Raw genomic sequence first — 18,580 nt, 5'->3', positions numbered from 1 at the left:
TAGCCGCGCCGGGCCATGGATGGCCCGTCGCGGCGGCCCGCGGAGCCGTGCCGGAGTGCGGGCATGCCGAGCCTAAGCGAGGCACCGAGTGGTGGGGCAAAGCGTTTTTTGGTTACTTTTTTAGGCGTTTGTAAAAAAGTGACTCGCTGTAAGAGCGAAACCATAAGTAGCCGTTACCGCAGCAACGGATATGTACACCCCACCCCACCCCACCCCAACTACCATCACCGCTCCACGGGCACCGAAAGCCCCGAATTCCCAAGCGCATGACTACGCGCATCAAAAAACCGCAACTCCACCTCCATCCCCTCAAACAACTCCGCAAAACGCCGCTTCTGCTGCTGGATAAACCCCGCACTGCGGCCAAACACCGAAATCGCCAACGTGCTGATCTTCGCCTGTCGAATCGCCTGCACCAGATGCACATCCTGCGCGCCGAGGTGATGCCCAAAGATGCATAGCCCACCTTCATGGCCCAACAACTGCTCATAACAGAACGACAAATAGTCAGAACTGCGAATGGTCTTCAGCTTCTCCTCAACCTTGCCCTCGCTGACAAACAACGGCACATCATCCAGCGTCTTGATCGTGTTGTTGATCGCAAAACTGCTGAGCAACGTGCTGTCAGTGGTCGGCAATTTACGCGCCGTACCATCAAGGTTACGCACCAGGTGCAGGCCACCATGCAGATACAAAATGCGCGTGGTGTCGCAGGCAGTATTGCGCAGGTCAAAGCTCGCATCGGCACTGCGAAACAGATCATCGATGCCCGGCGCCTGCAGGATCGCCCAGTAGTTGAGCAGGTCGTAATTGCTGGTGAACACCGTCGGGTAACTCGCCAGCTCCTGATGGAGGGTCGCCAGTGTCGACGGCTTCACCAGGCGCCACGGAATATGCACGCTGTGGATCGTATTGATCAGCGCTTCCTTGATCGCGTAATAGCGATTACGCGGCGCAGCCGAGCTGACCGCCAGGGCCTTGTTGACCCGGCTGGTGGTTTTCAGTGCACCCAGCACCTGCTCGAAGCTGCGGGTCTGCATCGCGTCAAACACGCTGAGTTCGGACTGGCTCAGAGGTTTTTCTTCCACGGTGCGGGCGTTTTCGAACAGCGAGTCGTAGGCAAAGTCTTCCCACACTGCGCGGCTGGCGCCGTTGCCGATCAGGATCCCGCTGATGGCGGTACTGCTGCGCAAGGCGTTCCAGTCTTCTAGGTGGGCATCAAAATCCTGGGAATCCTTCATTGCGGCGGGTCTACTCGAAATCGGCTGGGCGGTGACTTTATCACGAGCGGGCGTTGATCCTGGTCAAGATGCCGCAGGCAATCGAGGTCGATGCTGTAGGCATAACGACTTTAAAGGATTAGCCATCATGAGCAGCACCTTCTTCATTCCCGCCGTCAACATCATGGGCCTCGACTGCCTCGACGAAGCCATGACCGCGATTCGCAACTATGGTTTTCGCAAGGCGCTGATCGTCACTGACGCCGGGATGGCCAAGGCAGGTGTGGCCAGCATGATCGCCGAGAAGCTTGCGATGCAAGACATCGACTCGGTGATCTATGACGGCGCCAAGCCCAACCCGAACGTCGAGAACGTCGAAAAAGGCCTGGCGCTGCTGCAACAGAGTGCCTGTGATTTCGTGGTGTCACTGGGCGGTGGCTCACCCCATGACTGTGCCAAGGGCATTGCCCTGTGTGCGACCAACGGCGGGCACATCGGTGACTATGAAGGCGTCGATCAGTCGGCCAAGCCGCAACTGCCGCTGGTAGCCATCAACACCACAGCCGGCACGGCCAGCGAAATGACCCGCTTCTGCATCATCACCGACGAAACCCGCCACGTGAAAATGGCCATCGTCGACCGTAACGTCACGCCGCTGCTGTCGGTCAACGACCCGGCGCTGATGGTCGGCATGCCCAAGGGCCTGACAGCCGCCACCGGCATGGACGCGCTCACCCACGCAATCGAAGCCTACGTGTCCACCGCCGCCAACCCGATCACCGATGCCTGCGCGATCAAGGCCATCGAGCTGATCAGCGCCAACCTGCGGATTGCGGTGCGCGACGGTAAAGACCTGGCCGCCCGGGAGAACATGGCCTACGCGCAGTTCCTTGCCGGCATGGCCTTCAACAACGCGTCCCTGGGGTTCGTGCACGCCATGGCGCACCAGTTGGGCGGGCTGTATGACTTGCCTCACGGCGTGTGCAATGCGGTGCTGTTGCCCCATGTGCAAAGCTTCAACGCCAGCGTCAGCGCCGAGCGCCTGAGCCATGTGGCACGGGCCCTTGGCGCAGATATCAAGGGTACGTCGGTGGAAGAGGGCGCCCAGGCGGCCATCGCGGCGATTCGCAGCCTGTCCCAGGATGTGGAAATTCCTGCCGGGTTGCGGGAGCTGGGCGCCAAGTTGCAGGACATCCCGCTGCTGGCGTCCAACGCCCTGAAGGACGCCTGCGGCCTGACCAACCCACGGCGCGCGGATCAGCGTCAGATTGAAGAGATCTTCCGCAGCGCGTTCTGATCAGTCCTGGCCATGGCGACGCACAGCAGTGCGCCGCCCGCCAGCGTCACGCATAACACCGCCAACGGCCAGGCCTGCTGACTCGCCAGCAGGCTGGCCACGCCACCGATCGCCGCAGCCATCAACTGATGCATAAAGCCGCTCAAGGCCATGGCGTAGGAGCCGCTCACCGGTGATTCATCATTGGCCAGCGACAGGCTGATGGGATAACTCATCGATTGGCCGAACACCGCCAGGCAATACGGCAGCCACAGCAGGATCGCCAGCCCATTGGCAAACAGGCTGCCCAGCAACATCGTCGCGCTGCCGCACATCACCAACGCCACGCCCCAACTCATCATCGACAGGCGCCCGGTGCGGGCGACGAGGCGATTGACCATCAACGCCCCTGCCAGATACGCCCCGCTGATCGGCCAGCCGAGCCAGCCATATTGCGCGGCGCTCCACTGGAAATGGCCCTGCAAAATCAACGGTGCGCAGGTGTTGAACGCGATGATCACCCCGTAACCCAAACCGCCCGCCAACGCAGGCCGCAGGAACGCCGGATGGCGCAGGATCGTGCCGTAGATGCGCCAGGCCGAGACGTGTCCAGAGGCTTTTTCCAATCTTGCAAACACCACCCGTTGCAGCGCAATCATCAAGCCGACAGCCGCGACCGCCAGCCCATAAAAGATCGCCTCCCAACCAAACGCCACTTGCAACAGCGAGCCCACAAACTGCCCGATGCCCAGGGCGATCACGAACGTCATGCCCAGCCACGACAAACCTTTGGCCAACAGGGCACCGCTGAAGCTGTCACGAACCAGCACCCGCGCCATCACCGACACACCGCCCGCACCGAGGCCTTGAACCAGGCGCAGGCCGAGGAACGATTCGAGGCTGTAGGCGGACGGAATCGCCGCACTGGCCAGCGCATACAACGCCAACGCTGCCAGCAACACCGGCTTTCTGCCCAGGCGCTCACCGAGGCTGCCCCAGAGCAGCATCGGCAACGCCATGCCGATCAAGTACACCGCCAGGGCCAGTGCCACCTGGTCCTCTGCAGCGGTCAATGACAAGGCAATCGCCGGCACGGCGGGCAGATAACTGCTGATGCCAACCTGGGACAAAAAGGCCGCGCTGCAGGCAATGGCGAGGGTCGTGGTGCTTTTCAAGGGGCAAAAGATCCTGTTGAGCAGTAAGCTGCAAGCCGCAAGCTACAAGTTGCCAGTGGGTTTGTCTCTACCTTGCAGCCTGAAGCTAACCGCTTGTCGCTTAGGAACCAACCTTATGAGAGTTCTATTATTCGGCGCCACCGGCATGGTCGGCCAGGGCGTGTTGCGTGAGTGCCTGCTGGCCAGTGACGTGCAGGAAGTCGTCGCCGTCGGCCGTACCGCGCTGACCCAGGAACACGGCAAGCTGCATCAGGTGCTGCATGTCGACATGTTCGATTTCCAGCCCCTGGAGCATCTGCTGCAAGGTTTTGACGCCTGCTTCTTTTGCCTGGGCGTGTCCTCGGTGGGCATGGATGAAGCCAAGTACACCCATTTGAGCTACGACTTGACGCTGGTGGCCGCCAGCACCCTGGCGCGGCTCAACCCGCAGATGACCTTTATCTACGTGTCCGGCGCCGGGACTGACAGCAGCGAAACCGGCAAAACCATGTGGGCACGGATCAAGGGCAAGACCGAGAATGCGTTGCTGCGCCTGCCGTTCAAGGCGGTGTACCTGTTCCGTCCCGGGGTGATCCAGCCGTTGCACGGCGTGCGCTCGAAAACCCCGCTCTACCAGTCCATCTACACCGTGGTCGGCCCGTTGTTGTCGCTGCTGCGCCATGTGCGACCGGCCTGGGTGGTGAGCACGGAAACCGTTGGCCGCGCGATGCTCTCGGCCGTCCGGCACGGCGCACCTCTGCCGGTGGTGGAGCAGGCCGATATCAATCGCCTGGCCACCGAGCGCGCCTAGATGCTGCACAAAAGCCTGGTTCGCCGCCTTGACCTGATCACCCTGCAATTGTTTGTGGCGGTGCATGAGGAGGGCACGCTGACCCGCGCCGCTGCCCGTGAAGCCATCGCGGTCTCGGCGGCCAGCAAGCGCTTGATGGAGCTGGAACAGGTGCTGGGCGTCAGCCTGTTTGTGCGCCAGGCCAAGGGCATGCAGCTCACGGCTGCCGGCGAGACCTTGCTGCACCATGCACGGCAGATGCTGTTCAATGTCGAGAAGATGGGCCTGGAGCTGGGCGAACACAGTCACGGCGTGCGCGGTTATGTGCGGATGCTGGCGAACCTCTCGGCAATCATTCAGTTCCTGCCCGAAGACTTGCGCGACTTTTCCGCGCTGCATCCACAGGTGAAGGCCGACCTGGAAGAGCGGCCCAGCAACGGCGTGGTCCAGGGTGTGATTGACGGCGTTGCGGACCTGGGCATCTGTTCCAGCGACACCGATACCAAAGGCCTGCCCGGTGTGACCTATCGCCGGGACAAACTGGTGGTGCTGATGCCGGCGGATTACCCGTTGGCGTCGCGCAAGACCCTGACGTTCGCCGAGACGCTGGACAGCGACTACGTGGGGCTGCATTCCGCCAGTTCGATCAACATGCGCACCCATGCGGCGGCGCGGGAGGCGGGCAAGGTGCTGCGCTTGCGGATCCATGTGCCGGGCTTCGATGCCATGTGCCGGATGGTCCAGGCCAACATGGGCATCGGCATCCTGCCGCAAAAAGCCTATGAACTGTTTGGCCGGGCGTTGGGCTTGCACGCGGTGCCGCTGACGGATGCCTGGTCGGACCGCAGCCTGATCCTGGTGGTGCGTGACGAGGCGCAGCTGTCGCCGGTGAGCCGGCTGTTGTTCGATTACCTGCGGCGGGAGCAGGCGTAAGCAAACCCTGTGGCGAGGGCCCTTGCTGTGGCGAGGGAGCTTGCTGTGGCGAGGGAGCTTGCTCCCGCTGGGCTGCGTAGCAGCCCCAAAAAAGCCGGGAGCGCTACGCACTCCAGCGGGAGCAAGCTCCCTCGCCACAACCAGTCCTTACTCAAGCGTTCGCATTTGGCGAACGCTCGTTGCCAACTGACGGTTGGATTTCTACTGCCTGCGTCCTCTAGCCTTGGCCCCACATTCCAAGAACAAGAGGTACACCCCATGACGGCTCCCCTGAGCGGTATCAAGGTGATCGAGATCGGCACCCTGATTGCCGCGCCCTTCGCCGCCCGGCTGATGGCCGAGTTTGGCGCCGAGGTGATCAAGATCGAAGCCATGGGGCAGGGCGATCCGCTTCGCAAATGGCGAAAGCTGCACGAAGGCACGTCGCTGTGGTGGTACCTGCAATCGCGCAACAAGAAGTCCCTGGCCCTGGACCTCAAGTCGGCAGAAGGCCTGGACCTGGTCAAGCAACTGCTGGGCGACGCCGACGTGCTGATCGAAAACCTGCGCCCCGGCGGCCTGGAAAAACTCGGCCTGGGCTGGGACGTGCTGCACGCCCTCAACCCCAAGCTGACCCTGGTGCGCATCTCCGGCTACGGCCAGACCGGCCCTTACCGCGACCGCCCGGGCTTCGGTGCCATCGGCGAGGCCATGGGCGGGATTCGCTACACCACCGGCAACCCGGATTCACCACCGGCGCGGGTCGGCGTGAGCCTCGGTGATTCCCTGGCGTCGCTGCACGGTGTGATCGGCGCGCTGATGTCGCTGCTGCGGGTCAAGACCGGCCAGGGCGACGGCCAGATTGTCGACGTGTCCCTGGCCGAAAGCGTGTTCAACCTGATGGAAAGCCTGGTGCCGGAATACGACATGCTCGGCCATGTGCGCGAACGCAGCGGCGGCGCCTTGCCCGGCATCGCACCGTCCAACACCTACCTGACCGCCGATGGCGCCTATGTGGTGATCGCCGGCAACAGCGACCCGATCTACAAGCGCCTGATGCTCGCCATCGGCCGCGCCGACCTGGCCGAAGCGCCGGAGTTTGCCCACAACGATGGCCGCGCTGCCAAGAGCGGCCTGCTGGACGCCGCCATCACCCACTGGACCAGCAGCCTGCCCATCGACCAGGTGCTCAGTGCCCTGGAAGCCGCCGAAGTACCGGCGGGGCGCATCTATTCAGTGGCCGATATCGTCGCCGATCCGCACTACCAGGCCCGCGACATGCTGCTCAGCGCCGACCTGCCCGGCGGCCTCACGGTGAAGATGCCCGGTATCGTGCCCAAACTGTCGGAAACCCCCGGCGCGGTGAATTGGCAGGGCCCGAGCCTGGGCCAGCACACTGATTCAATCCTCGGCGACCTGGGCCTGAGCGGCGCCGATATTCAACGCCTGAAATCCTCGGGAGTGGTGCAATGAAAAACTATTCCGATGCGCTGATCGTGCAGGAAGTCTCGCCCCGTGACGGCCTGCAAATCGAGCCGACCTGGGTCGAGACTGTCGACAAGATCGCGTTGATAGACCAACTGTCCATGGCCGGGTTTTCCCGGATCGAAGCCGGCTCGTTCGTGTCGCCCAAGGCCATTCCCGCCTTGCGCGATGGGGAACAGGTGTTCCAGGGCATCACTCGTCGCCCCGGGGTCATCTACGTGGCGTTGATCCCCAACCTCAAGGGTGCCCAGCGTGCCATCGAGTCCCGGGCCGATGAGTTGAACCTGGTGATGTCCGCCAGCCAGACCCACAACCTGGCGAATATGCGCATGCGTTGCGAAGCCTCGTTGGCGGCGTTCGGCGATATCGTGAGCTTTGCTGCCGAGCACCCGGTGCGCCTCAACGGCAGCATCGCGACCACTTTTGGTTGCCCGTTCGAGGGCAAGATCGATGAGGACCGCGTGCTGCAATTGGTCGACGCCTACCGCGAGCTGGGCATCCAGGGCATCAGCCTGGCCGACACCACCGGCATGGCCAATCCGCGTCAGGTCGAGCGCCTGGTCAAGCGCGTGCTCGAATGTGTTCCGGCGAGCGACCTGACCCTGCATTTCCACAACACCCGCGGCCTGGGTTTGTGCAATGTGCTGGCCGCCTACGAGGCCGGTGCGCGGCGGTTTGATGCGGCATTGGGCGGCCTCGGCGGTTGCCCGTTTGCGCCCGGCGCGTCGGGTAATATCTGCACTGAAGACCTGGTCAACCTGTGTGATGAAGTCGGGATCCACACCGGCATCGACCTGCCGCACCTGCTGAAAATGTCGCGGCAATTGCCAGCCTTGCTGGGCCACGAATTGCCGGGCCAGGTGGCCAAGGCCGGGCGCAATTGCGACCTGCATCCGCCACCGGCCTACATCGCCACCTTGTAAGCCGTAACCAGACAACAAAAACAATCGGACGCCTGCGAGCAGTCCGCTGGAGAGAATCGATGAGCCTTAATACGTTGGAGGCCGGCGTGCGCCCGGCCGCTGAACACGATGCCGAAAAAGCCCTGGTCAGCAAGGTCGCCTGGCGCCTGATGCCGCTGATCATGGTCTGCTACCTGTTCGCGTTTTTTGACCGCATCAACATCAGCTTCGCCAAGTTCCAGCTACAGGCCGACCTGAGCCTGAGTGACACTGCCTATGGTCTCGGCGCCGGGCTGTTTGTGGTGGGCTATGTGATCTTTGAAGTGCCGAGCAACATGATGCTGTACAAGGTCGGCGCCCGCCGCTGGATCGCTCGCATCATGATGTCGTGGGGGCTGGCGACGGCCGCTATGGTGTTCGTCACGGCCGAATGGCAGTTCTACGGCCTGCGTTTCATCATCGGTGCGATGGAGGCCGGGTTTGCCCCGGGCGTGCTGTATTACCTGACGTTGTGGTTCCCGCAGCACTTCCGTGGGCGCATCACGTCGATGCTGTTCCTGGCGTCGGCGTTTGCCGGGCTGGTGGGCGCGCCGTTCTCCGGGCTGGTGCTGGAACACCTCGATGGTGTGCTGCAAATGCGCGGCTGGCACTGGTTGTTCTTGCTCGGTGGCTTGCCCTGTGTGGGCCTGGGGTTCCTGGTGCTCAAGCTGCTCAAGGACCGTATCGAGGACGCCCACTGGCTGACCTCGGCGGAGAAGACGTTGCTGGCCAGTCGCATTGCCGTGCATGAACCCCACAAGAGCGGTGGCTCGTTGCTGGCTGCATTGCGTATCCCAGGCTTCCTGATGCTGGGTTTTATCTACTTCCTGATCCAGGTGGCGTCCTACGGCCTGAATTTCTGGGCGCCGCAACTGATCCGCAGCGCCGGCACCCAGAGCCCGGTGATGATCGGCTTGCTGACGGCGATTCCCTACGTCTGCGGCGCCATCAGCATGGTGGTGATCGGACGCTTGTCCGACGCCACCGGCGAACGTCGCAAGTTCGTCAGCGGCCTGGTGGCGCTGGGGGCGGTGGGGTTCTTCTGTGCCGGGATCTTTGCCGATCACACCACGTTCCTGATCGTCGCCCTGAGCTTGCTGGGCGCGGGGATCATCGCTTCGATCCCGACGTTCTGGACGCTGCCGCCGAAGTTGTTGGCCGGTGCCGGCGCGGGCGCTGCTGGCGGGATCGCGGTGATCAACACGTTGGGCCAGTTCGGCGGCATCGTCAGCCCGGTGATGGTCGGCCGGATCAAGGACCTCACCGGCAGCACCACGCCGGCGCTGTATGTCATCGGCGTGTGTGCGTTGCTGGCGGCGGCGCTGTTGCTGTGGGGCTTGCCACAGAAGCTGCGCACCCTCGACAAGCGCTGATCAGCCGGCGGTCACCAGCGAGCGGGTGGGTGCGGCACTGAATTGAATCAGGGCCACACCGCCAATCAACATCAGCGCCCCGATCAACCGGGGCGCGGTCAATTGGCGCTCCACCAGCCCGAACAAGCCGAAGTGGTCCAGCATCAACGAGGCGACGATTTGACCGGCCATCGCCAGGGCGATAAACCCCGAGGCGCCGAGCTTGGGCATCAGGATCAACGCCAGCGAAATGAAGCACACGCCGAACGCGCCGCCGCTCCACATCCACAGCGGCGCCTTGGTGATAAAACCCAGGTTGGGCAGCGGCAGGCGCAGGGCCAGGATCACCGGCAGCAGCACGATGATGCTCACCAGCAGCGAGGCGAGGGTGGCCCACAGCGGATGCCCCAGGCCGCGTCCCAGGTTGGCGTTTATCGCGCTTTGAAACGGCACCACTGCCCCGGCGAACGCGGCCAACAGCAACAAACCTACCCAATGCAACGTCGTCATGATCAATATCCCAGAGGTTTTGCTGGACTCTAGGCTATTCGTCGCGCAAATTTAAATTCCAAGTTCTTATGCAGAACATGCAGCTGATGAATGATCTACGACGCATCGACCTCAACCTGCTGGTGATCCTTGACGCCTTGCTCAGCGAGCAACACGTGACCCGTGCCGCCGAGCGCCTGCACCTGAGCCAGCCGGCGGTGAGCCACGCGCTGGCGCGGTTGCGGGACTTGCTCGGAGACGCGTTGCTGGTGCGCCAGGGCAGTTCGCTGGTGCCCACTGCTCGTGCTCTGGAACTGGCCATGCCGCTGGCGGAAGCGCTGGCCCAGGTACAGGCGCTGCTGGAGCCCAATCGTTTTGATCCGGCGTCGGCCAAGCGCACCTTCCGGGTCGCCATGTCGGACTACAGTGCGGCGATTTTCTTGCCGGGGCTGGTGCGCACCTTGCGCCGGGAAGCGCCGGGGATTGATTTGCAGATTATCCAGGCCAGCCGCGAAGGCATGCTTGACGGTGTGCTCAATGGCGATATCGACCTGGCCGCCGGGGTGTTTCCCGACATGCCTGCCGAACTGCGCAGCACGCCGCTGTTTGAAGAGCATTACGTGTGCCTGGTGGACCGCGACAGCCTGCCGGCAAGCGGTGTACTCGACCTGCCCACCTATCTGGCGCGGCCCCACGTGTTGCTGGAAATGCGTGGCAGCGGCACCCCGGAAATCGAAAGGGCGCTGACGGCGATTCGTGAGCGCCGGCACGTGGCTATCAGCTTGCCTCATTGGGGTGTTGCGCCGCAGTTGATCCAGGGCACGGACCTGATTCTTACCGTGTCGTCTCGCGGGCTGCTCAACATTGATCACGAACAGTTGTTGGCGGTGCCGCCGCCGTTTCACATTCCGTCGTTTGCGTTTGTGCTGGCGTGGCATTCGCGGCGGGGCGGGGACCCGGCGTTGCAGTGGTTGAATGGGCAGGTGCAGGGCGTATTGTCTGAGCGCGGTTGATAAATACCGTGTTTGTTACCGGGCCTGTTTGGCAGCAGGGCATGACGACCGTTCGTCGCACTAACAAGTTTTTTCTAAACCTTTACCGCCCTGAAAATTCAGATTCAGAGCGGGGCTCGTTTCCCTGCACCTGTTTATTACCTGGAGGAACCCATCATGAGCCGCATGGCTATCCGGTTACGCACCGCCAGTTTCGCGATGCTGCTGGGCCTCGGCGCCAGCAATGCTTTCGCCCAGTCGCCTGCCGATTTCATCGAGCAGGCTTCGGCCAAGGGCATGGCCGATATCGAGACCAGCCGCATGGCACACGCCAAGACTTCGTCCCAAGAGATCAAGGACTACACCATCGAAGTCATCAATGAACGCACCCTGGCCAATCAGCACCTGGCGGCCATCGCCAAGAAGCTCGACTTGCCGGTGGCCCCACGGGACAAGATCGTCGACAAGGCCGAATCGCTGATGCCCGAGCTCAAGGACGGCGACTCCTTTGACGCCGCCTACACCGCCCAGCAGATCAAGGCCAACGAAGACGCGATCGCCTTGTTCAAGCAGGAGGGCGCCGAGTCGGATATCCCGGAAATAAAGGCTTTGGTGGATGAGACCTTGCCCAAGTTGGAAGAGCGCCTGGAGAAAGCCCGGGCGCTGGCGTCGACGTACGGTAAGGGTCACCAGGGCGACGGTTGATTGCCTTGACCCGTTCACAAAAAACGGCGGTTGGATAAGCTCCAACCGCCGTTTTTTTATGCCTGATTCAGGTCGGTCTTGGGCTGTGCGGGTTCAGTCGTCAGCGTGGTGACGGTGATGGTTTCGCTGTCGCCCATGGTCTTGTATTCCTTGCGCAACTTCTCAAGCTGCTTGCGATCAAGGCCATCAAGGCTTAGCACCGCGTTTTGCGCGTCTTTGGTGGCGCGCAGCAGTTCGTCGATCTTGATATGCAAAATGTCGTTGTCGCGGTTTTGCGTGTTCTGGATCAGGAACACCATCAGGAAGGTGATGATGGTGGTGGAGGTGTTGATGATCAGCTGCCACGTGTCGTTGTAGTGGAAATAAGGCCCGCTCAAACTCCACAGGAGGATCAACGCTACCGCCGCGTAGAACGTGCGGGCGCTGCCTGCCCAGCGGGACAGGGATTGTGAGATGGCGGAGAATTTCATGACCGTTTTCCTATAAGGGTGGGTGATGAAAATACTGACCGCAGGCGCGCTCTGAAATTTCTTTTTACAATTGAGGGTCTGAACAAAGTTGTACGTTTTCCTGCTGGGGGTCAGCCGTGATCCTCCAGCGCCAGCAGATACTGCTTGGCCTCAAGCCCGCCGGCGAACCCGGTCAAGCCACCCGACGCACCAATCACCCGATGGCACGGCGCAACAATCGAAATCGGATTGCGCCCGTTGGCGGCGCCGACGGCACGCACGGCCTTGGGGTTGCCTATCTGCGCAGCGATCTGGCTGTAGCTGCGGGTCTCTCCGAACGGGATGGTCAACAGCGCCTGCCAGACTTTCTTCTGGAAGTCGGTGCCGGCGAAGTCCAGTTCCAGCTCGAAACGATTGCGGGCACCGGCGAAGTACTCCTTCAACTGTCGCTCGGTCTCCAGCAGTATTGGGCTGTTGCTGGCTTCTTGCAGGGCACCCAGGCGAACGCGATTGGGCCGCTCTTTTTCCCAGAGGATGGCGGTGAGTTTTCCGTCACGGGCCACGAGGGTCAGTTGGCCGACGGGGGAGGGCATGTATTTGTATTCGTAGGACATGGTCGGGCTCCTTGAGTGGATATGGCTCTACTGTAGATGGGCCGGCCCAGGGTGGAACTACGTTTCTTGCGGTCGAATTCGCGAACGACTTAGAAGTTCCAGTAAACCCAATCGGCGTAATACGGATACCAATAAAACCACGAGAACCAGTACAGCGCCTTGAGTACCGATGCCGTGCCAATGACAAAAAATGAAGCGATGTTGAGCAGCGTGATGATCACGGCAAATACGGTTACACGCCGACTGGCATGCAGTTGGGCGAACCGGGCGCCATAAACGGAGGCCGTGATGGACGCCAGCACCAACACGAGTCCCAGCGCAAAGGGCAGCCTGAGGAACGAGAGCAGCAGAGGAGCGATCAGCACCCAGCCCAGTACCTTGCGCAGTACGGGGCTGGGCGTGCGGTGTGAGGGAGGGAGCATTGCGCGGTTCCTTGAAGTGCTGTTACCGGTCCTGTTGCAATACCTTGAGGGCAGCAGACGCAAGAAAGCCCGAACGGCTTTTTTCTTCCGGATGATGCAGGACGTATTCGTCAATGCGGTTCAGCAGATAGCCGGGCAACGTGATATTGAGTTTCTGTGCCTTGCCCAGGTACTTGGTCACATCAATATCCACCACCGCCCACGTGCAGCCGGCATATTGCGGGTTGGCGGCATGGAGGGTGACTTTCTGTGCTGTAGGAATGGGCGCACCGTCTTCTGCGAGGATCTCGAAGTGGCCTTCGATCGCTTCGCGGGCCATGGCCATGGCGTCGTCCAGATCATCTCCAGCTGAGAAGCAACCGGGAATGTCCGGGACTTCCACACCCCAGGCATGGTCCTCGTCACCGGTTGAAATTGCGATTGGGTACAGCATGTTTGTTGTCCTCCACGAACGTGTTAGCTGAGCAGAGCTTGTTTCAAAATGCTCTTTGCGGTCTTGTCCAGCAGGTCCTTTTTAGGATGGGGAATCGTCACCAGCCCCGGCTTTGTCGGGTGCTTGAAATGATGATGGCTGCCTCTGATTCGCACCAGATACCAGCCATCCGCAACGATGTGACCTATCAAATATCGGCTGTCCACAGCACCTCCTTGTGGTGTGTGTTGGTGGAGACTATAACCACTGAAAATAAATTATCAACACTCTACCTACCAGCGGTCGATGACCGGTGTTTCTGTAGGGGCTGTATGCAGTGTATGAGCGCATGGGGACGGTGCCCGACGGAGGTATTGCGAGGTTTTTCGAGAGAACAATCAGGCTTTCTGACGAGCCTGCAGCAACTCATCAATTACCGTGAGAAATGCCGTGACCATCAAGCTGCTTGCGCCGCTGCGCGTAAGAACGAGCAGCCGTGCATACGCTTCCGCGTCCACCAACGGCCGATACGTCACGCCCTTGTTCATCAAACTCTGCGTACATTCCGGCACCAGCGCCACACCTTGTCCCGCCGCCACCAGTGCAATGATCGAGGTAATTTGCCGTCCCGACGGCCCGGCCCTTAGTGGCAAACCTTTGTGCCGATAAAGCTGCTCAATGGACTGGTTAAGCCCCGAGCCATAATCGGCAGGGAACAGAATCAACGGGTACCCACTCAACTGCGCCAGGCTGACCTCGGCCTGGTTGGCCAACGGGCTGTCGCTGGACACCGCCGCCACCAGCCGCTCCTCACCCAACGACAACGCTTGCACCTCAGTCTGACCGTCCTGGGGCAGTAACCGGCTCAGGCCGATATCCAGGCGGCCATCAGCCACCTGTGCGCCCAGGCTGCCGGAGGCGCATTCCACCAGCGTCAGTTGCACATCGGGAAAGCGTTGGGCGAAGGCTTGAATCGCTTGGCTGAACAAGTCCGACAGGGCTATCGAACTGACGTAACCCAGCGCCAGTTGCCCGGCGGCACCCGCCGCCAGTTTGCCCGCGATGACTTCAGCGAGGTCGACCTGCTCCAGCACCGCCCGTGCGTAGGGCAGGAACGCGCGCCCCTGGGGAGTGAGCGAAACCGTGCGACTGGTGCGGTCGAACAGGCGAAATCCCAGCTCAGTCTCCAGCGCGGAAATCTGCCGGGTCAACGGCGGCTGGGCCAGGTGCAGGCGAATGGCCGCTCGGCCGAAGTGCAATTCTTCGGCGACGGTCAGAAAGTAACGCAGCTTGCGTAGGTCGAGCATCCTGGCCCCAGGGTATTGATCGGTTCGAAATCGGTATTGGTCTCGGGTGTGCGGGTCATTCTATAAAGGCCTCAGATAATAAAACGAGAGGTTTCATGAAACCGCGCCTGCATTGTGCCCGTCTTGCCCTGTTCCTGTGTGGCTGCGCGGCGTTTCTCAACCTCTACGCCACCCAGAGCATTTTGCAGACCCTTGCCGCCAACTTTGAAGTGAGCGCCAGGGCGGCCGGTTGGAGCATTACCGTCACCACCTTGGCGGTAGCGCTGACAGCGCCCTTTGTCAGCCGCCTGACCGGGCGTTTTGAGCAACGCACGGTGATCTCGGCGGCCGCGCTGTTGCTGGCGTTGCCGGCTTTGATGACTGCCTATGCCAGCAGCTTCGCCGAACTGCTGGTGTGGCGCTTTATCGAAGGCATGCTGATCCCCGTGGTGTTTGCCACCAGCGTGGCTTATATCGGTGATCGCTGGCGCGGCGGCACCGTCACCGAAGTCACCAGCCTCTACGTGGCCGGCACCGTGCTCGGCGGGTTTGCCGGGCGCTTCGTCACCGGTGTGATGACCGAGTACGTCGGCTGGCGTGAAGCCTTCGAGCTGTTGGCAGTGTTGAGCCTGATGGTGGGCGGGTTTATCCAGTTCCTGCTGCCGGGCAATCCACCCCGAATTGCGCGACCTTCAACCACCTGGGCCGATGTGCTCGGCACGCCGTTGCTGGCAGCCTACGCCGTAGGATTTTGCGTGCTGTTCTCCCAAGTGGCGACGTTTACCTACGCTGGCCTTTACCTCAGCCAAGCCCCGTTCGACCTTGGCCCGGCGGCGCTGGGCACGATCTATATGGTGTTCCTGCTGGCCCTGGTGGTCATTCCCGTTGCCGGGCGCCTGAGCAAATCCCGCCCGCAATCCGAACTGCTGACGGCGGCTGCGGTGCTTGGCGTTTGTGGCTCGGGCCTGACCTTGCTGCCATCCCTGTGGTGCATCGTGCTGGGCCTGGCCCTCAGCTCCACGGGCGTGTTCCTCGCCCAGGCCGCGGCCAGCGCCTTTACCACTGCCACCGCCCGCCACAACAAGGCCGGTGCCGTGGGCCTGTACCTCACCTGCTATTACCTGGGCGGCAGCTTCGGTGCCATCGTCCCGGCGCTGATCTGGGGGCGTTGGGGTTGGGTGGGGTGTGTGGCGCTGATCATCGGTTTCCAGCTACTGTCGTTGCTGATCGCCCTGGCGGGCTGGAAGCCCCTCCAACCTGAACTGAGCAAGACCTCATGAACGATGCCGTTGCCCTGCCGGTACCCGAGACTTCCGCCCGTCGCCGCTCGTTGATCGCCGGCTGCAGCGCCCACGCGATTCACGATGGCCTGACCGATGTGATCTACGTGCTGCTGCCGATCTGGCAAGCGCAGTTCGGCATGACCTACGCCCAGGTCGGCCTGCTGCGCGGTGCCTATTCCGGGATGATGGCGGTGTTTCAGCTGATGGCCAGTCGCGCCGCCAAACGCTGGGGACGCACGCCGATGCTGGTGGGCGGCACGGCACTTGCCGGTGTTGCTTATCTGTTGGTGGGACAGGCGACCGGGTTGGGCATGTTGTTGCTGGCGCTGCTGTTGGGCGGGCTGGGGGCGAGTACTCAGCATCCGCTGGCTTCTTCAATGATCACCGATACCTACGAGAACGGTGGTGGGGTCAAGGAAGCGCTGTCTCAATACAACTTCTCCGGGGACATTGGCAAAACCCTGGTTCCCGGGCTGGTCGGCCTGTTGCTGACCGTCACCAGCTGGCGCGCGAGCGTCACGCTTCTTGGAATGCTGGGATTGGCTGCGGCGGGGTTGCTGTGGTGGCTGATCCCAACGCAGGCAGCGGCGTCCACTTCCGGGAAAACCGCCAGGACACTGGTAGGAAGCGGCTCCGTCAGCGGCCTGCGTGCGCTGATCGTCACGGGCACACTCGACAGTGCCGTGCGCATGGGCTTTCTCACGTTTCTGCCCTTTCTTCTGCAAGCTAAAGGCGCCGGCACTGCGGGCATCGGTCTCGCGCTGACCATGCTGTTTATCGGCGGCGCCTTCGGCAAATTGCTCTGCGGCTACCTCGGCGCACGCATCGGCATGATGAAAACCGTGTGGCTGACGGAAACCGTCACGGCGCTGTTGATCGTCGCGGCGGTGTACCTGCCGTTGAGCGGGTTGATGGTGATATTGCCGGTGTTGGGGCTGGCGTTGAATGGCACCTCTTCGGTGTTGTACGGCGCGGTGCCGGATCTCGCTGGCGCAGGTAAACGAGAGCAGGCGTTTGCCGTGTTCTACACCGGCACCATCGGAGGTGGCGCGTTGGCGCCGGTTCTGTTTGGCGGGCTGGGGGACTTGATGGGCGTGCCGGTGGCGGTGATGGTGCTGGCGGGGATGTTGTTGCTGACGTTGCCGTTGGCGTGGGTGGTGCAGCGGGGCTGCTCACTCAAATAATCGAATGATTGGCGACATGCCCCGGCTGTGCTTGCAGATCGATACCCAGTGCGTGAAGCACCTTGAGTACCGTTTCGAAGCGGGGCTTTGCTCCAGGGGCAAATGCCTTGTACAGACTCTCACGGCCCATGCCGGTATCGGTCGCGACCCGCGCCATCCCGCGAGCTTTGGCCACGTACCCGACGGCCCTGAGGAACTCCTCGTTATCGCCGTCGGCCAGAACTTGAGAAAGGTATTCGCTGATGGCTTCATCACTGTCGAGCAGTGCCGCCATATCAAATGTCGTCAGTGTTTGGCTCATGATCAAACTTCCTTTGCCAGTTTTTTTGCTCGCCGGATGTCGGCGTCTTGTGAGGATTTGTCGCCACCGGCCAGCAAGACGATGACGGTTCTTCCTCGCTGCGTGAAATACACTCGATAACCCAGACCGATATCTACGCGCATTTCCGAGACACCATTGCCTACCGTCTTTATATCGCCCGGATTGCCAGCAGATGCGCGATCGATGCGCCGGGCGATGGCGATTTTTGCGCGTAAATCACGTATTGCTGAATGCCAGGTAATGAAAGTCTGCGTTTGCTGGACATGATAGTTCACGGGTTCTCACTGTATCCATATGGATACTGGCTGGCAATAGGCATGAGCACGTGCGCGCGGCGCGGTTAGGCGCAGGAGAATGATGTGAGTAAGGCTAAGGATTCAAATGGTCTCTTGTTGCGAGCGATTGCAGTGTCGAAGTCTCTTGCAGTTGCTGGCGCCTAATCCATCAAGGATGCGATCCGCTGCGCATCCTCCGGCGTCGCCGGGTTGTACACCACCATATTCAGATCCTTGCGCCCATCGACCGCAAACACCGAATACTCAAATTCGATCGGCCCCAACACCGAATGGCGTATCCGCTTGATGCGATCACCATGGGCGCCCTGAACATCGTTTTCGCTCCACATCGCCTTAAATTCAGGGCTGCGTCGACACAGTTCATCCACCAGCGGCTGCACCTGCTCCGCCGCGCCTGAGCGCGCCGTATCAATCCTGAAAGCCCCCAACACAAACCGCGCCACGCTTTCCCAGTCGTATTGGGCCGCGCGGGAATTGGGATCAAGGAACATGAACCGCAGGATATTTCGCTGTTCCGGCGCCTGGGATCCGTAGTCCATCAACATCACCGTCGCCGCCTGGTTCCAGGCCACCACGTCCCAGGTCGCCGTACGCAGGATCGCGGCGCTGGGGTTCAAGGCATCCAGTACCCGTTGCAGGCGTGGCGTCACCGTTTCGTTTTGCTGATAGCGCACTTCGGGTGGGCGTCCGAAGGCCAGCAGGAACAGATGCTCGCGTTCGATATCGGTCAACATCAGCGCATGGGCAATCCGCTCCAGCACTTCCACCGACGGCGCGCCGCCACGGCCCTGTTCGAGCCAGGTGTACCAGGTAGGGCTGATGTTCGCGCGTTGGGCCACCTCTTCGCGGCGCAAACCTGGCGTACGCCGTCGTGCCGATGAGAAGCCGAATGCCGCCGGATCAAGCCGGGTACGTCGGTCTTTCAGATAGCTGCCCAACTGGTTTGCGCTCATAGCCTGTTAGCCTCTATACCCTGATAACTTCACTACTTTACCC

General features: G+C 61.5%; 22 protein-coding genes. 10 read left to right on the top strand and 12 right to left on the bottom strand.

Features of this window, described 5'->3' with window-relative positions:
- Positions 1-224: 224 nt before the first annotated feature.
- Complete coding sequence (locus HX818_RS07115) at positions 225-1,241, bottom strand: DUF4917 family protein (protein ID WP_087692628.1); 1,017 nt, start codon at positions 1,239-1,241, stop codon at positions 225-227.
- Between the two features lie 127 nt (positions 1,242-1,368).
- Between HX818_RS07115 and yiaY the strand changes: the two genes are divergently transcribed.
- On the top strand, positions 1,369-2,517 hold the full coding sequence (gene yiaY, locus HX818_RS07110) for an L-threonine dehydrogenase (RefSeq protein ID WP_008437790.1): 1,149 nt from the start codon (positions 1,369-1,371) through the stop codon (positions 2,515-2,517).
- Here yiaY and HX818_RS07105 read toward each other — a convergent pair.
- Positions 2,484-3,671 carry an MFS transporter gene (locus tag HX818_RS07105; RefSeq protein ID WP_177019713.1) on the bottom strand — a complete coding sequence of 396 codons (1,188 nt, stop codon included), beginning with the start codon at positions 3,669-3,671 and terminating at the stop codon, positions 2,484-2,486. The genes yiaY and HX818_RS07105 overlap by 34 nt on opposite strands.
- A 115-nt stretch (positions 3,672-3,786) precedes the next feature.
- Between HX818_RS07105 and HX818_RS07100 the strand changes: the two genes are divergently transcribed.
- The 5 genes from HX818_RS07100 (at position 3,787) to HX818_RS07080 (ending at position 9,151) form a co-directional block, all read left to right on the top strand.
- Positions 3,787-4,461 (top strand): NAD(P)H-binding protein, encoded by a 675-nt coding sequence (locus tag HX818_RS07100; RefSeq protein ID WP_177019712.1) that lies wholly within the window; start codon positions 3,787-3,789, stop codon positions 4,459-4,461.
- Positions 4,462-5,373, top strand: coding sequence for a LysR family transcriptional regulator (locus HX818_RS07095; protein ID WP_003212094.1), 912 nt, complete (start codon positions 4,462-4,464; stop codon positions 5,371-5,373).
- Positions 5,374-5,631: 258 nt separating this feature from the next.
- Positions 5,632-6,825 carry a CaiB/BaiF CoA-transferase family protein gene (locus HX818_RS07090; protein WP_087692626.1) on the top strand — a complete coding sequence of 398 codons (1,194 nt, stop codon included), beginning with the start codon at positions 5,632-5,634 and terminating at the stop codon, positions 6,823-6,825.
- Positions 6,822-7,760, top strand: a complete 939-nt coding sequence (locus tag HX818_RS07085; protein ID WP_177019711.1) for a hydroxymethylglutaryl-CoA lyase — start codon at positions 6,822-6,824, stop codon at positions 7,758-7,760. Before HX818_RS07090 ends, HX818_RS07085 begins: the two co-directional genes overlap by 4 nt.
- Before the next feature lie 59 nt (positions 7,761-7,819).
- On the top strand, positions 7,820-9,151 hold the full coding sequence (locus HX818_RS07080; RefSeq protein WP_177019710.1) for an MFS transporter: 1,332 nt from the start codon (positions 7,820-7,822) through the stop codon (positions 9,149-9,151).
- Here the strand turns inward: HX818_RS07080 and HX818_RS07075 are convergent, their stop codons facing one another.
- A complete protein-coding gene (locus HX818_RS07075; RefSeq protein WP_003212086.1) occupies positions 9,152-9,640 on the bottom strand; it encodes a DMT family transporter in 489 nt (162 codons plus the stop codon).
- A 68-nt stretch (positions 9,641-9,708) separates the two neighbouring features.
- Here HX818_RS07075 and HX818_RS07070 point away from each other — a divergent pair, with 68 nt between their 5' ends.
- A complete protein-coding gene (locus HX818_RS07070; protein WP_177019709.1) occupies positions 9,709-10,632 on the top strand; it encodes a LysR family transcriptional regulator in 924 nt (307 codons plus the stop codon).
- Positions 10,633-10,788: 156 nt separating this feature from the next.
- Positions 10,789-11,316 (top strand): DUF4142 domain-containing protein, encoded by a 528-nt coding sequence (locus HX818_RS07065; RefSeq protein ID WP_003212082.1) that lies wholly within the window; start codon positions 10,789-10,791, stop codon positions 11,314-11,316.
- 56 nt (positions 11,317-11,372) lie between these two features.
- Here HX818_RS07065 and HX818_RS07060 read toward each other — a convergent pair whose 3' ends face one another.
- The 6 genes from HX818_RS07060 to HX818_RS07035 form a co-directional block, all read right to left on the bottom strand.
- Positions 11,373-11,786, bottom strand: a complete 414-nt coding sequence (locus HX818_RS07060; protein WP_177019708.1) for a low affinity iron permease family protein — start codon at positions 11,784-11,786, stop codon at positions 11,373-11,375.
- 110 nt (positions 11,787-11,896) lie between these two features.
- Positions 11,897-12,379, bottom strand: coding sequence for a methylated-DNA--[protein]-cysteine S-methyltransferase (locus HX818_RS07055; protein WP_177019707.1), 483 nt, complete (start codon positions 12,377-12,379; stop codon positions 11,897-11,899).
- 89 nt (positions 12,380-12,468) lie between these two features.
- A complete protein-coding gene (locus HX818_RS07050; RefSeq protein ID WP_003212076.1) occupies positions 12,469-12,801 on the bottom strand; it encodes a hypothetical protein in 333 nt (110 codons plus the stop codon).
- A gap of 22 nt (positions 12,802-12,823) precedes the next feature.
- Complete coding sequence (locus tag HX818_RS07045; RefSeq protein ID WP_003212074.1) at positions 12,824-13,234, bottom strand: type II toxin-antitoxin system HicB family antitoxin; 411 nt, start codon at positions 13,232-13,234, stop codon at positions 12,824-12,826.
- A gap of 23 nt (positions 13,235-13,257) precedes the next feature.
- Positions 13,258-13,440, bottom strand: a complete 183-nt coding sequence (locus tag HX818_RS07040) for a type II toxin-antitoxin system HicA family toxin (RefSeq protein WP_003189411.1) — start codon at positions 13,438-13,440, stop codon at positions 13,258-13,260.
- 171 nt (positions 13,441-13,611) lie between these two features.
- Complete coding sequence (locus HX818_RS07035) at positions 13,612-14,520, bottom strand: LysR family transcriptional regulator (protein WP_087692622.1); 909 nt, start codon at positions 14,518-14,520, stop codon at positions 13,612-13,614.
- Positions 14,521-14,615: 95 nt separating this feature from the next.
- Between HX818_RS07035 and HX818_RS07030 the strand changes: the two genes are divergently transcribed.
- Together HX818_RS07030 and HX818_RS07025 are read left to right on the top strand one after the other, a co-directional pair.
- Positions 14,616-15,779 carry an MFS transporter gene (locus HX818_RS07030; RefSeq protein WP_008437807.1) on the top strand — a complete coding sequence of 388 codons (1,164 nt, stop codon included), beginning with the start codon at positions 14,616-14,618 and terminating at the stop codon, positions 15,777-15,779.
- Positions 15,776-16,966: an MFS transporter gene (locus tag HX818_RS07025; protein WP_177019706.1), complete on the top strand. Its 1,191-nt coding sequence runs from the start codon at positions 15,776-15,778 to the stop codon at positions 16,964-16,966. Before HX818_RS07030 ends, HX818_RS07025 begins: the two co-directional genes overlap by 4 nt.
- On the opposite strand, the gene HX818_RS07020 is transcribed toward HX818_RS07025, so the two are convergent.
- From HX818_RS07020 to HX818_RS07010, 3 genes are all read right to left on the bottom strand, one after another.
- A complete protein-coding gene (locus HX818_RS07020; RefSeq protein WP_003212064.1) occupies positions 16,959-17,267 on the bottom strand; it encodes an addiction module antidote protein in 309 nt (102 codons plus the stop codon). The two genes, HX818_RS07025 and HX818_RS07020, sit on opposite strands and share 8 nt — an antisense overlap.
- 2 nt (positions 17,268-17,269) lie before the next feature.
- Positions 17,270-17,563 carry a type II toxin-antitoxin system RelE/ParE family toxin gene (locus HX818_RS07015; RefSeq protein WP_177019705.1) on the bottom strand — a complete coding sequence of 98 codons (294 nt, stop codon included), beginning with the start codon at positions 17,561-17,563 and terminating at the stop codon, positions 17,270-17,272.
- 161 nt (positions 17,564-17,724) lie between these two features.
- On the bottom strand, positions 17,725-18,537 hold the full coding sequence (locus HX818_RS07010; RefSeq protein ID WP_008437810.1) for a helix-turn-helix transcriptional regulator: 813 nt from the start codon (positions 18,535-18,537) through the stop codon (positions 17,725-17,727).
- Between the last annotated feature and the right edge of the window lie 43 nt (positions 18,538-18,580).

It is taken from the genome of Pseudomonas sp. F9001, from assembly GCF_013385435.1.
GTDB lineage: Bacteria > Pseudomonadota > Gammaproteobacteria > Pseudomonadales > Pseudomonadaceae > Aquipseudomonas.
Note: the sequence above shows the minus strand (reverse complement) of the source record. Positions and strands in the feature narration are given on the sequence as shown.

Bases quoted from the DNA above. Each gene is read 5' to 3' on its own strand.
- HX818_RS07075 (WP_003212086.1), bottom strand. From the start codon at position 9,640: ATGACGACGTTGCATTGGGTAGGTTTGTTGCTGTTGGCCGCGTTCGCC.
- HX818_RS07095 (WP_003212094.1), top strand. From the start codon at position 4,462: ATGCTGCACAAAAGCCTGGTTCGCCGCCTTGACCTGATCACCCTGCAA.
- HX818_RS07035 (WP_087692622.1), bottom strand. From the start codon at position 14,520: ATGCTCGACCTACGCAAGCTGCGTTACTTTCTGACCGTCGCCGAAGAA.
- HX818_RS07115 (WP_087692628.1), bottom strand. From the start codon at position 1,241: ATGAAGGATTCCCAGGATTTTGATGCCCACCTAGAAGACTGGAACGCC.
- HX818_RS07055 (WP_177019707.1), bottom strand. From the start codon at position 12,379: ATGTCCTACGAATACAAATACATGCCCTCCCCCGTCGGCCAACTGACC.
- HX818_RS07020 (WP_003212064.1), bottom strand. From the start codon at position 17,267: ATGAGCCAAACACTGACGACATTTGATATGGCGGCACTGCTCGACAGT.
- HX818_RS07090 (WP_087692626.1), top strand. From the start codon at position 5,632: ATGACGGCTCCCCTGAGCGGTATCAAGGTGATCGAGATCGGCACCCTG.
- HX818_RS07010 (WP_008437810.1), bottom strand. From the start codon at position 18,537: ATGAGCGCAAACCAGTTGGGCAGCTATCTGAAAGACCGACGTACCCGG.
- yiaY (WP_008437790.1), top strand. From the start codon at position 1,369: ATGAGCAGCACCTTCTTCATTCCCGCCGTCAACATCATGGGCCTCGAC.
- HX818_RS07080 (WP_177019710.1), top strand. From the start codon at position 7,820: ATGAGCCTTAATACGTTGGAGGCCGGCGTGCGCCCGGCCGCTGAACAC.
- HX818_RS07060 (WP_177019708.1), bottom strand. From the start codon at position 11,786: ATGAAATTCTCCGCCATCTCACAATCCCTGTCCCGCTGGGCAGGCAGC.
- HX818_RS07085 (WP_177019711.1), top strand. From the start codon at position 6,822: ATGAAAAACTATTCCGATGCGCTGATCGTGCAGGAAGTCTCGCCCCGT.
- HX818_RS07030 (WP_008437807.1), top strand. From the start codon at position 14,616: ATGAAACCGCGCCTGCATTGTGCCCGTCTTGCCCTGTTCCTGTGTGGC.
- HX818_RS07100 (WP_177019712.1), top strand. From the start codon at position 3,787: ATGAGAGTTCTATTATTCGGCGCCACCGGCATGGTCGGCCAGGGCGTG.
- HX818_RS07025 (WP_177019706.1), top strand. From the start codon at position 15,776: ATGAACGATGCCGTTGCCCTGCCGGTACCCGAGACTTCCGCCCGTCGC.
- HX818_RS07045 (WP_003212074.1), bottom strand. From the start codon at position 13,234: ATGCTGTACCCAATCGCAATTTCAACCGGTGACGAGGACCATGCCTGG.
- HX818_RS07070 (WP_177019709.1), top strand. From the start codon at position 9,709: ATGCAGAACATGCAGCTGATGAATGATCTACGACGCATCGACCTCAAC.
- HX818_RS07065 (WP_003212082.1), top strand. From the start codon at position 10,789: ATGAGCCGCATGGCTATCCGGTTACGCACCGCCAGTTTCGCGATGCTG.
- HX818_RS07050 (WP_003212076.1), bottom strand. From the start codon at position 12,801: ATGCTCCCTCCCTCACACCGCACGCCCAGCCCCGTACTGCGCAAGGTA.